Origin of the sequence: Flavobacterium sp. FPG59, from assembly GCF_002150205.1 — a bacterium.
Classification (GTDB): domain Bacteria; phylum Bacteroidota; class Bacteroidia; order Flavobacteriales; family Flavobacteriaceae; genus Flavobacterium.
Map to the genome: position 1 here is coordinate 1 of NZ_MTCA01000083.1, position 12,234 is coordinate 12,234.

Consider the following 12,234-nt stretch of genomic DNA (forward strand, 5'->3'; position numbering starts at 1 on the left):
AATCATGAGAAAAATAACTACTTTACTATGTGTATTCTGCTGCTGTATAGCGTTTAGCCAAGAAAAAGAAGTACCAACCTTCAAGAAAAATGAAATTAAAGGAAATGCCTTATTCCTAGTTTTAGGTGCCGTAGAGATTACTTACGAGAGACTTATTACAGAGGATAGCGGTGTAGGAGCAACCGTTTTCTTTGTTGCCGAAGATGAATTTGATAGCAATTTTATCTTCACTCCTTACTACCGTGCTTATTTTGGAAAAAAACCAGCTGCTGGATTTTTTGTAGAAGGTTTTAGTATGATAAGTACTGGTATTAGTAATAAAATGTACTATTACGACAATAATGGAAATTTAACTAATATTGATGAAGATCGCTATACTGATTTTGCTCTTGGTTTTGGACTTGGGTCAAAGTGGGTGCACAAACGTGGATTTGTCTTTGAAATCAATGCGGGAATAGGTCGAAATTTACTAAGTACCAATAGCCCAGAGGTTGTTCCGCGTGGTGGTATAACACTAGGGTACCGTTTCTAAACAAAAAAGCTTCTCAATTGAGAAGCTTTTTTGTTGCTATAATTATCATGTATTACATTTTCATCAACCAATTTTTCATTGAAACTTCATTTTCAATAATGGCTTTTAAATCCGCAATAGCTACACGATCTTGTTTCATACTATCTCTATGACGTATAGTTACCGTTTGATCTTCAAGAGTTTGATGATCTACAGTGATACAGAAAGGCGTTCCTAAGGCATCTTGCCTTCTATAACGTCTCCCTACCGCATCTTTTTCATCATACGATACACTGAAATCCCATTTCAAATCATCAATAATTTGCCTAGCAATTTCTGGCAATCCGTCTTTTTTAACTAATGGTAAAATAGCTGCTTTAGTTGGAGCAAGTACTGAAGGTAATTTCAGCACTGTTCTAGTAGATCCATCTTCAAGCGTTTCTTCTTTTAAGGAAGTAGCAAAAACCGCCAAGAACATTCTGTCTAAACCAACTGAGGTTTCTACCACATAAGGCACATAATTCTGGTTCAATTCAGCATCAAAATACTGTAATTTTCTACCTGAAAATTCTTCATGTGCTTTCAAATCGAAATCAGTTCTAGAGTGAATTCCTTCTAATTCTTTGAATCCAAAAGGAAAATCAAATTCTATATCAGCAGCAGCATTAGCGTAATGTGCTAGTTTTTCGTGATCGTGAAAGCGGTATCTTTCTTTCCCTAAACCTAGAGATAAATGCCATTTTAGCCGGGCTTCTTTCCAAAACTCATAATGCTTCATTTCTTCGCCTGGACGTACAAAAAATTGCATCTCCATTTGTTCAAACTCACGCATACGGAAAATAAATTGTCTCGCTACGATTTCGTTTCTAAACGCTTTACCGGTTTGTGCAATTCCAAAAGGAACTTTCATTCGTCCAGATTTTTGCACATTTAAGAAGTTTACAAAAATACCTTGAGCAGTTTCTGGACGCAAGTATAAATCCATTGCCGTATCTGCTGAGGCTCCTAATTTAGTACCAAACATCAAGTTGAATTGACGCACTTCAGTCCAATTACGAGAACCAGACTCTGGACAGGCAATTTCTAACTCTTCTATCAAAGCTTTGACATCCTCAAGATCTCCGTTGCCTAATGAGCGACCCATTCTTTCTAGAATTTCTCTCTCTTTTGCTAGATATTCAACCACTCTCGCATTGGTTGTAATGAATTCTTGCTCATTGAAAGCATCTCCAAAACGAACTTTTGCTTTTTCGATTTCTTTTTTTGCCTTTACATTTAATTTTTCGGCATAATCCTCTATTAAAACATCGGCTCTGTATCTTCTTTTTGAATCTTTGTTGTCTATCAACGGGTCATTAAAAGCATCAACGTGACCTGAGGCTTTCCAGGTAGTAGGATGCATCAATATTGCAGCATCAAGGCCTACAATATTTTCGTTCATTTGCACCATTGCTTTCCACCAGTACTCGCGAATGTTCTTTTTTAATTCCACTCCGTTTTGTGCATAATCATAGACTGCACTTAAACCATCGTAAATTTCGCTTGACGGAAAAATAAATCCGTACTCTTTTGCATGCGAAACTACATTCTTAAATAAATCTTCTTGTTTTGCCATAGTATTGCAAAAATATAAAAAGTGAACATAAAAAAAAGAAAATTATGTATCAATGGAGCATTGATTTGTTTATTTTTATCAATAAATACCTGATTCTATGTTTGAAAGCTTTATAAATCTCTTTTTTCCAAAAGTTTGTTCAGGGTGCAATTCTTTTTTGGTTGCCAATGAATTAGTGATTTGTACCCTTTGCAGACACAACATTCCCTTGACCAATCATCATTTGATGGAAAACAATGAAGCGTTCAAGAAATTCTATGGACGAATTCCTGTAATTCATGCATCAGCTTTATTTTATTTTAGAAAAAAAGGAATTGTCCAGCAAGTCATTCACAACTTGAAATACAAGGGTCATGAAAAAGTAGGAACACTTATTGGGGATTGGTATGCTCATGAATTAAAAAAAGTTGAAGCTCTACAAGATGTAGATGCCATAATTCCGGTTCCTTTACACCCAAAGAAGCTTCGAGAAAGAGGTTATAATCAAGTTACTACTTTTGGGAAAGCACTTTCATCAAACTTAAAAATTAGTTACAACGATACTATTTTACACAGAAATATATACTCAAAAACACAATCAAAGAAAAATCTACTAGGCCGTACTGAGGGAATAGAAAGCGTTTTTGATGTTGTATTTGATGAAAAAGATCATAACAAACATTTTCTTATTGTAGATGATGTAATTACAACTGGAGCCACACTTGAGGCATGTTCTAGAGCTTTATTGAAAATCCCTGGAGCAAAGATAAGTATTGTTTGTATGGCTATGGCACAATCTTAAAAAGGTACATTATTGGTTTACATAGGTATTAAAAAACCCACATTCGGCAATTACATCTTTGTAATATTGTGTGTTTGCGTATTCCTTTTTTAATTTTTGAAAGCCATCCCATGCTTTAAAATTAACGTTATCGCTCTCTACTTGCCACCAGTTTGAGTTAGCATTGTATTTTTGATTGTAAAATTCGTTTCGCTCACATTTAGCCAGCATGTATTGACATTTTGCTTTTTGCTCTTGGGTTTTAGCCGCTGTAAATGCTATTTGATAATACTTTTTTGCCTGATTACAGTTTGTAATCATTGCTTTGACTTTATCCCTAAAAAAATAAGGACTAGAACCAAATCCTACAATTTCACTTTCATAAAACAACCTCGCATTACCATAGTGTGTAATATTGTAAAATCCATTTGCAACTAATAACGCATTAGTATAAACATCTTGCTTACTGTTGATGTTGTCTTGCATGATTTTCATAGTGTTTAGAAAATCTAGTAAGGTATATTTCTTTTTTTGATATGCTGCATGATCACAATCATGACAATCCTTGATAGACCCATTAAAAGGATTTCCTAACAATACACTGTTTTGTATCTCTCCAGATTGTTTCATGACATTTAAGGCTTGCACAATCTTATCGTCATAAGTGCACACAACTGCTTCATAAGCGTTAATATCCATGAGGTTGTAATCATAATGTTTTACAGCTACCTCTTCCAGAGGCGATTTATTTTTTTTAAGCAAAAACGTTTTCATTTCAGTTACGTTTGCTGGAGAGTCATAAAACGTATCCTTTTTTAAAAACAATTCAGCCATTATAGCGTTTTTTTGAGATTTAAAGACTGTTGATAAGTAATTTTTACTCCATTCTCTTGCATTTTGATAGCGCAAGTATTCTATTTTTTCTTTATCCAATTCAAAATACAACCACTTTAAATCACTCAAAATGGTGTTGTAATTTTTATCAGTAATGACCTCTATTTTGCTTAAATTAGTAACAAAACGCAACAGGCGGAGTTGACTTACCGCTAATTTGGTTTTGGGCATCGTTTTTTCGGCCTTATCAAAATTTGATGATGCATTATTAAAGTTTCCATTTAAAGTTTCAAGATATCCTGCAGCTAAATGCCACAAATGAGGCTGTTTTGTTTTACCAGATTTAGCAATTTTTACTACTAGATTTAATGCGCTAGGAGAAACACTGTCCTGTGTTCTTTTTTTAAACTGTGCTACCGTACTATTTTTAAATGATTTATCAATTTTATTCTCTTGATTGTTGATTAATCTAGTTAATAAAAAACCCAGATGTTCACTGTCTGGCTTTAGATTATAAATGGTCTCAATGGCTTTTTCTTCATCACCATAGTAGCCTTGAATAGCCCAAAGGGCTGCTTTCTCTTGATTATTTTTAGCCATTTTTAAAGACTCGGTCCAATCAAGTTGCTCTTGAGGATGAAAACAGTATGCTGATACAATACGCAAACGAGGACAATGATCAAAAACTTGACTGTACAAATAATTAGATTCGGCATAATTTTTATTGCGATAATTCATGCCCGCTAGGTACGAAAGTGATCTGTAGTAAAGCGTATTTTTTGGCACAACATCTTTAGTTTTCTCAAAAAAAGAAAATGCACTTTTTTGATCGTCAATATAAAAATAGGCTTTCATTAATTGAAACCAATATCTGTTTTTTAGGAATGAATCGGTGCTTGTATTGTATTTTTTTTCTAATGCTAAGACCCATTTGGCATCAATAGGAATAACTGTATTGAGCTTGTCATAACTCCAATAATCATAAGTAACAGAGGCAACTTCAATAGCTTTAGCATAATGCAAAAAAGTAATAAAGTCTTTTGTTTTTTGATCATTCAATTTAAGTTTGCTTGACCATTTTTGAACACTTTTATTTGTTTTTTTAGAACTAAAAAAAGTAAAAAGTTCTTTTACATCAACAGCACTGGAATCTATGAGAAAAAATTTAACCTGATCTGGATTTACGCTCCCTTTGAGGTACAAACTCCAGTCTGAAACAATTTCATCATTAAACCGCATACTATGTTCTGTATCAAAACCACGTTCATAAAAAACGTCAGTTGATAAAAAAAGTGGTGTATAAGAAGCATCTACAAATGTTTCGGGAGCAAAATTAGAATCAAAAAACCAGCCCCAATCATCACCACCTCCGCAAGCATAAATTATAGAATATACGGATAATGTAATGGCACTAAAAACGAGCCACAGCTTGTTTAAAAATGTTTTTTTCATAATGAGATAGGTTTATTTCGTCAAGATCATAAAAAATTATTTCTTCGGGATACGTATTCATGTGTGATTCTAAATCAGCACTCATGTCTTTAATTTGTTGTGCGGTGACACGTTCTATTTTCAATACATCATTGCGCTTATAAAACGTCCCTCCCTTATAATTTGAATTGTTAGCCACAAAAAACAAATTCATTTTAGCAGTAAAATTAGTGTCTTTTTCTAAGCTTTTGTAATCTATTTTAGGCTTTAAGCCAATGACTTTTTGATCTCTAATATGAACAGCCCAAGAATAAATAGGCAAAGCAAGGTTTAATTTTAATGGATACTTTTCTAAACTAGGTAGATATTTGCTGGCTATTTTACGATCATAAATAGAATTTAAGGAATCTGGGGCTATTTTACCCATATTGTAATACATTAAAACGCCACAATCTACAGCCGGAATCTTGGCTTTATTAAAATACTTTATTTGGTGGAGACGTATTGTAGCCGAAAGTTTTTTTCTAGAAATGGATTTAAAAACTTCAATAAATTTCATGTATTTATCTTTACTCTCCAGAGTCCAGTCACAATCAATTTGGATTTCATGACATGAAATCTGGTTAGTAGCATTAATTTTATTTACAAAATCAAAAATTTTTCTTGCTAAAAGCGCTACATCAAGGGACTGATTAAGCATCACCTTATTCTTAATGTAAACAACAGGCACCACAGTTAAAGCATTTATTTTTTCTTTAAAATGTATGGGTGCAAGCGGAAAGGGTTGGTTATTTTTATCAATATCAACATCAAAATACCGAATATAGATTTTCTTAACGTCATTTTCTTTTAAAACCTCCCTTTCTCCAGGAGATAATTTAAATACTGTTTTCCAATAATAAAATGCAATCTCAGGTTCTTTGTGTGAATTACAAGAAACTAAAAAACATAAAGCAAGTACAGCAAATAAGATTTTCTTCACAACAAATCACGTTTAAAAACTTTAAAACTACAAAATAATATACTTGGACACTCTTTTTCTACTTCAAAATTGAATATATAAGACTACTGAGCGTTATATAATTGGTTTAAATTTTTGGCTTATTTAGGAGTGCTACGCCTAAGACAAAGCACGCAATCAGTTGATATACAAATTACTTATACCTCAATATCCCGAGCAATAGGATAATTTAATGAAATTATAACGAAATAGAATTTCCGTTTCCAAACTTTAATGTTTAAATTTGAATAATATATTAATTCACTTATAAAACAATTATATCATGGCTTTTGAATTACCACAATTACCTTATGCATACGATGCATTAGAACCACATATTGATGCTCGTACAATGGAAATCCACCATTCTAAGCACCACAATGCTTACACAACCAATTTGAATGCTGCAATTGCAGGAACAGATATGGAAGGTAAAACCATCGAAAATATTTTAATAAACCTAGATTTAAAAAACGCTGCAGTACGCAATAACGGTGGGGGTTTTTACAACCATAACTTATTTTGGACGGTAATGACACCAAATGGTGGTGGCTTACCAACAGGAGATTTACTTGCTGCTATAGAAAGTGCTTTTGGAACTTTTGAAGAGTTCAAAGCTAGTTTTAGTAAAGCGGGTGCTACACAATTTGGATCAGGATGGGCTTGGCTTTGTGTACAAAAAGGAGGGAAACTTGAGGTTTGCGGTACGCCAAATCAAGATAATCCATTAATGCCAGGAGTAGGTTGTGGCGGAACTCCTATTTTGGCTATGGACGTTTGGGAGCATGCTTACTACTTAAACTACCAAAACAGAAGACCTGATTATATTGAAGCATTTTTCAACGTAATCAACTGGACTGAAGTTTCCAGAAGATATGCTTTAGAGAAATAATCTTTTAAGAGAATAGAATAAAAAACATAGAGAATAGACAAATGACTGAAAGGTTGTTTGTCTATTTTTTTTATTCTCAAAATTAACTTTCTATTCTCAAAATTTTATTCTAACAGAAAAAGACGAGCCAAATAACCTAATTTGCTCGTCTTTTCTCTATATTCTCTGCTCTTTCTTCTTTCCTGACTTTATTCCAATAAAAAAGGTGGAATTGCTTCCACCCTTTTTGCCCCAAATCTACCATAAATTTAACCTACTAATATTATGGTGATATAAATATATATATTTTATATTATTTCGTCAAATAAATTAGACGAACAACTCATAAAATCGATTAAAACCTCTTTTAGTCTTGTTTTTAATATGCTCGTGCGTCTTTACCTTCATAAAAGTTCATAAAAGCGCGGTTCACAACCCTATTTCCTCCTGGAGTTGGATAATCTCCAGTAAAGTACCAATCCCCCAAATTTTTTGGACAAGCAGTATGTAAATCTTCAACGGTTTGAAAAATAATTTTCACTTCGGCTTTAATTTCTGGTGAACTTAACATTTCAGCAATTTTATCTGAAATCTCCTGAGCTTCAAAAGGAGCATAAACAGCCGTTACATAATTCACAACATCATTGTCTTTATAATTTTCTTGCGCTTTACATTTAGCATACACTTCATCTACAATATGATATAGATTTCTTTCTTTAAGCAATTCAAGAGCAGCTCTAAAAGCCACTAATCCCTCTAGTTTTGCCATATCAATACCGTAACAATCAGGATAACGAATTTGCGGAGCCGATGAAACAATTACAATTCGTTTTGGATTCAAACGATCCATCATTTTGATGATACTCATTTTTAAAGTAGTCCCTCTTACAATACTATCGTCAATAATAACTAAATTATCAGTTGGCTTGATTACACCATACGTTACATCATAAACGTGGGCAACTAAGTCATCCCTACTACTATCCTCAGTAATAAAAGTTCTTAATTTTGCATCCTTTATTGCCACTTTCTCTGTACGAATTTTAACCGAAAGCAACTCTTGCAACGTTTCCTTAGTTAAGGTATTTCTATTTTCTAGGATGAAATTATTTTTTCTTTGATTTAAGAAATCTTGAGCGGCCTCAACTAATCCGTAAAATGAGGTTTCAGCCGTATTAGGTATATAAGAGAAAACGGTATTGTCAGTATCCTCATCTATGGATTTTAAAACTGCTGGCAAGATTAATCTTCCTAGAGTTTTTCTTTCTTGATAAATTTCGGCATCGCTACCTCTTGAAAAATAAATGCGCTCAAAAGAACATGCTTTTTTAACCGTTGGAGGCAAAATTTCTTTCATAGAAATCGTACCATTTTTTTTGATAATTAATGCATTTCCTGGTTCAATTTCTTGCACCGATTCAAAAGGAACATTAAACACGGTCTGAATCACTGGCCGTTCTGATGCTACTACCACAATTTCATCATCTTGATAAAAATATGCAGGTCTAATTCCGGCAGGATCTCTAAAAACAAAAGAATCACCGTGACCTAAAAGTCCAGCCATGGCGTATCCCCCATCTAGATTTTTAGCTGCGCGTGCTAAAATCTTAGCTACATCTAATCGTTCCGCAATTACAGGTGATGCCTCTCTCTTACTCAATCCTTCGTTTTTGCAATCTTGGTACAAATCTGTAACTGCATTATCTAGAAAATGACCTATTTTTTCCATTACGGTCACAGTATCAGCCATTTCTTTTGGATGCTGTCCTAGATCTATTAAATTTTGAAAAAGCTCTTTAACATTTGTCATATTAAAGTTTCCTGCTAAGATCAAGTTACGGTGCATCCAGTTATTCTGACGTAAAAATGGGTGAACACTTTCGATACTATTTTTACCAAAAGTTCCATAACGCACATGTCCCAAGAACAATTCACCAAGGTACGGTAACTTTTGTTTTTGTAAAGCCACATCATCAGCATACTCAGGGTGTGCTGCCATTTCTTCGTTTATTCTGTCGTTTATTTGTGCAAAGACATCTTGTATAGGCTGTGCATGATTTGATCGTACACGGCTGATGTACCGTTCACCAGGTTCTACATCTAGTTTAATACTTGCAAAACCAGCACCATCTTGACCTCGGTTGTGTTGCTTTTCCATCAAAAGATACATTTTCTGGATTCCGTAAAATGCGGTTCCATATTTCTCTTTGTAATATTCAAGCGGTTTTAATAATCGTATTAAAGCTATTCCACATTCATGTTGTAAAGCATCGCTCATTGTAGTGTAATTTGTTGTGTTGTTGTGTTATTCTAAAAAAAATAGTAGGTAATTTTTACTTTTAACACGGTAATACTTAAGATTTTAGACTACCGTTTTTAAACAAAAAAACCCCGTTTCCGAGGTTTTAAGATATTATAATTCTATGTCAAATTGTGTTAGCGATTTGAATTGTTTTAATCGAGACACTACTTCAGCTTTTTCTAAAGTAAGCATTCTCTCGGTACCAAATTTTTCTACACAAAAAGAAGCTAAGTTAGAACCTTGAATGATAGCGTTTTTCATATTCTCAAAAGAGATGTTTTCGCTTTGAGTCAAGTAACCTGCAAATCCTCCTGCAAAAGTATCTCCTGCCCCTGTTGGGTCAAACACTTCTTCTAATGGTAATGCTGGAGCAAAGAAAACTTCCTTATCATGAAAAAGAAGTGCGCCATGCTCTCCTTTTTTAATTACCACATATTTAGGACCCATGGTGTGAATTTTGGCAGCAGCCTTAACAAGAGAATATTCTCCAGAAAGTTGTCTAGCCTCTTCATCATTGATAGTGATTACATCAACGCGTTTGATTACGTCTAACAATTCAGGTAATGCACAATCCATCCAAAAATTCATCGTGTCTAGCACTACTAATTTAGGTTGAGTTTCCATTTGATCTAAAACACTGCTTTGTACTAATGGATGTAAGTTCCCTAGCATTACAATCTCAGCATTTTTATAATCTTGTGGTACTTTTGGTTGAAAATCAGCCAAAACATTTAATTGTGTATCTAGTGTATCTCTTGAGTTTAAGTCATTGTGGTAACGACCACTCCAGAAGAAGGTTTTACCACCTTGTACTACTTCTAGTCCAGAGATATCAATGTTTCTTGAAGTTAATAAATCTAAATATTCTTGAGGAAAATCATCTCCAACTACAGAAACAATGGCTGATTGCACATTAAAAAAAGAAGCAGACAAACCAATATATGTTCCTGCACCACCTAAAATTTTGTCCGTTTTCCCAAATGGAGTTTCAATTGCGTCAAAAGCTACTGTTCCAACAATCAATAATTTATTCATTATATACGTTTCAAATTAAGGGGCAAAGATAGTTTATAAGTTGTAAAGTTGCAAAGCTTTTAAATCTCAAAGTTTACTTAAAATATTGGCTTTAATTCTATTTTTAAAAGGTTTGTAAATGGAATATCTAAAACTTCTATTTTGATAAATTAGCTTAAATCTGCCTTCCTTTTTTAACTAAATTTGTTTACCAATAATTTTATAAAATGAAAATAAAATCAAGTTTCTTTGTTTCAATCTGTTTGCTGCTCTCATGCGAAAGCAAGAAGCCAAACTTTTCTAAAGAAATTATTAAAAATTTTAGTGAACTTAGCGAGGTTAACGACACTCTTGTTAAAGCACCTCCGCCTACAACATATCAAATTGATCTGTTTGTTAAGACTAGTGATAAAGAAATACTTTTAAGCAGCGTTAGTGAGTTATTATTTCTTTATAAAAACCATTACTATTTAAAATTTGATTCTTTTTCAAAATTTTTAAATGCTGTATTAAATCAAGACTATATTTTAGACAGTAAAGTACACAACAAAAGAACTTATTTAGAAAGCTTTAAAGTTAACCCAAATATTGAAAAAGATTTCAACCGCATAGGTATTGAGATGTTTTTAAGAAAGTATTCAAAGACAACAGCTTCAAAAAGAGTAGCTATCAAACGCGAAATTATAAAAGAAGGAGAATACTCAACTATAGCATACATTTTATTCAAAAACGGCTATGATTTAAGTTCAGATTGTTATTTAGGTATAGATTACATTCGAAAAAGAAAAGAATCTTTTAAATAATTACAACAATTTAGCTTCCTCTTTTTCATAAAAAGCATCCACAGAAAGTTGTTTTTGCATAGATGCCATAACGGCTAATTCATCACACCTTTCGTTTTGAACATGATTATTATGCCCTTTAATCCATTTAAAATCGACTTTGTGTTTGCGGTATACTAGTAAAAACCGTTTCCACAAATCGGCATTTTTTCTGTCAACGAAACCTTTTTTTTCCCAGCCTAAAACCCATTTTTTTTCTACAGAATCTACTACATATTTAGAATCCGAAACTACTAAAACTTTGGTATTAGGGTTTTTCAACTTTTCAAGTCCAACAATTACTGCTAATAATTCCATTCTATTATTGGTCGTCCTACGGAACCCTTCATAAAATTCTTTTTTATACGGTTTTCCTACCCATTCCATGACTACACCATACCCTCCATTTCCTGGGTTTCCCTTGGCAGCACCATCTGTATATATATGTACATCGTGTCCCATCACAATTATATACTTTGGTTTAAAATACGCTCTATAATAATTGGGAAAAACTCTTGCTCTAGTTCATGTATCTTTTCGGCTATTGTTGCAACAGTATCTACTGCTGATAATGCAACACTTTGCTGTGCAATTATAGCGCCTTCATCGTAATTCTCATTCACATAGTGTATCGTGATTCCCGTTTCTAATTCCTTATTATTAAGAACTGCTTGATGTACATGCATCCCATACATTCCTTTTCCACCATATTTAGGTAATAATGCGGGATGAATGTTTATGATTTTATTAGGGTAGACATTAATAATATTTGAAGGGAATTGGAGTAAAAAACCAGCTAAAACAATCAAATCTGGTTGAAGAGCCTGAACTTTTTGTAGTACTTCGTTTTCAAATAATTGTGTTTTGGTAAAAATCTCTATTGGTAAATTGTATTTTTGAACTCTCGTAATCACACCTGCTTTAGGATTATTTGTAAAAACTGCAACAACAGCTGCTGAGCTTGTTTTTTTGAAATATTGGATAATATTTTCAGCATTTGTACCCGATCCGGAGGCAAAAATCACGATTTTTTTCATAATTACATTCTATTTGAAGCCACAAAAAAAAGCATAAT

General features: G+C 33.2%; 11 protein-coding genes. 4 read left to right on the plus strand and 7 right to left on the minus strand.

The genetic code is table 11. The features are described 5' to 3' along the window. On the plus strand, positions 1–532 hold a 532-nt coding region (locus FPG59_RS09050; RefSeq protein WP_086454291.1), incomplete at its 5' end, for a DUF3575 domain-containing protein. A 52-nt stretch (positions 533–584) separates the two neighbouring features. Here FPG59_RS09050 and FPG59_RS09055 read toward each other — a convergent pair. Then, positions 585–2,126 (minus strand): glycine--tRNA ligase, encoded by a 1,542-nt coding sequence (locus tag FPG59_RS09055; protein WP_086454292.1) that lies wholly within the window; start codon positions 2,124–2,126, stop codon positions 585–587. 97 nt (positions 2,127–2,223) lie between these two features. Here FPG59_RS09055 and FPG59_RS09060 point away from each other — a divergent pair, with 97 nt between their 5' ends. Beyond that, complete coding sequence (locus tag FPG59_RS09060; protein WP_086454293.1) at positions 2,224–2,907, plus strand: ComF family protein; 684 nt, start codon at positions 2,224–2,226, stop codon at positions 2,905–2,907. 9 nt (positions 2,908–2,916) lie between these two features. Here FPG59_RS09060 and FPG59_RS09065 read toward each other — a convergent pair whose 3' ends face one another. Together FPG59_RS09065 and FPG59_RS09070 are read right to left on the minus strand one after the other, a co-directional pair. Next, on the minus strand, positions 2,917–5,172 hold the full coding sequence (locus tag FPG59_RS09065) for a hypothetical protein (protein ID WP_086454294.1): 2,256 nt from the start codon (positions 5,170–5,172) through the stop codon (positions 2,917–2,919). Next, positions 5,132–6,133, minus strand: a complete 1,002-nt coding sequence (locus FPG59_RS09070) for a hypothetical protein (RefSeq protein ID WP_086454295.1) — start codon at positions 6,131–6,133, stop codon at positions 5,132–5,134. The genes FPG59_RS09065 and FPG59_RS09070 overlap by 41 nt, the downstream gene beginning before the upstream one ends. A gap of 301 nt (positions 6,134–6,434) precedes the next feature. Here FPG59_RS09070 and FPG59_RS09075 point away from each other — a divergent pair, with 301 nt between their 5' ends. Beyond that, a complete protein-coding gene (locus FPG59_RS09075) occupies positions 6,435–7,043 on the plus strand; it encodes a superoxide dismutase (protein ID WP_086454296.1) in 609 nt (202 codons plus the stop codon). Positions 7,044–7,401: 358 nt separating this feature from the next. On the opposite strand, the gene FPG59_RS09080 is transcribed toward FPG59_RS09075, so the two are convergent. Then, a complete protein-coding gene (locus FPG59_RS09080; protein ID WP_086454297.1) occupies positions 7,402–9,300 on the minus strand; it encodes an amidophosphoribosyltransferase in 1,899 nt (632 codons plus the stop codon). Positions 9,301–9,435: 135 nt separating this feature from the next. Next, on the minus strand, positions 9,436–10,359 hold the full coding sequence (locus FPG59_RS09085) for a PfkB family carbohydrate kinase (RefSeq protein WP_086454298.1): 924 nt from the start codon (positions 10,357–10,359) through the stop codon (positions 9,436–9,438). A gap of 206 nt (positions 10,360–10,565) precedes the next feature. Between FPG59_RS09085 and FPG59_RS09090 the strand changes: the two genes are divergently transcribed. Further along, on the plus strand, positions 10,566–11,141 hold the full coding sequence (locus FPG59_RS09090) for a hypothetical protein (protein WP_086454299.1): 576 nt from the start codon (positions 10,566–10,568) through the stop codon (positions 11,139–11,141). Here the strand turns inward: FPG59_RS09090 and rnhA are convergent, their stop codons facing one another. Both rnhA and purN read right to left on the minus strand, forming a co-directional pair. Continuing rightward, positions 11,142–11,621 carry a ribonuclease HI gene (gene rnhA / locus FPG59_RS09095; RefSeq protein ID WP_086454300.1) on the minus strand — a complete coding sequence of 160 codons (480 nt, stop codon included), beginning with the start codon at positions 11,619–11,621 and terminating at the stop codon, positions 11,142–11,144. Between the two features lie 5 nt (positions 11,622–11,626). After that, positions 11,627–12,196: a phosphoribosylglycinamide formyltransferase gene (gene purN, locus FPG59_RS09100; protein ID WP_086454301.1), complete on the minus strand. Its 570-nt coding sequence runs from the start codon at positions 12,194–12,196 to the stop codon at positions 11,627–11,629. Positions 12,197–12,234: the final 38 nt, after the last annotated feature.

Bases quoted from the DNA above. Each gene is read 5' to 3' on its own strand.
- FPG59_RS09055 (WP_086454292.1), bottom strand. From the start codon at position 2,126: ATGGCAAAACAAGAAGATTTATTTAAGAATGTAGTTTCGCATGCAAAA.
- FPG59_RS09060 (WP_086454293.1), top strand. From the start codon at position 2,224: ATGTTTGAAAGCTTTATAAATCTCTTTTTTCCAAAAGTTTGTTCAGGG.
- FPG59_RS09065 (WP_086454294.1), bottom strand. From the start codon at position 5,172: ATGAAAAAAACATTTTTAAACAAGCTGTGGCTCGTTTTTAGTGCCATT.
- FPG59_RS09075 (WP_086454296.1), top strand. From the start codon at position 6,435: ATGGCTTTTGAATTACCACAATTACCTTATGCATACGATGCATTAGAA.
- FPG59_RS09080 (WP_086454297.1), bottom strand. From the start codon at position 9,300: ATGAGCGATGCTTTACAACATGAATGTGGAATAGCTTTAATACGATTA.
- FPG59_RS09085 (WP_086454298.1), bottom strand. From the start codon at position 10,359: ATGAATAAATTATTGATTGTTGGAACAGTAGCTTTTGACGCAATTGAA.
- FPG59_RS09090 (WP_086454299.1), top strand. From the start codon at position 10,566: ATGAAAATAAAATCAAGTTTCTTTGTTTCAATCTGTTTGCTGCTCTCA.
- rnhA (WP_086454300.1), bottom strand. From the start codon at position 11,621: ATGGGACACGATGTACATATATATACAGATGGTGCTGCCAAGGGAAAC.
- purN (WP_086454301.1), bottom strand. From the start codon at position 12,196: ATGAAAAAAATCGTGATTTTTGCCTCCGGATCGGGTACAAATGCTGAA.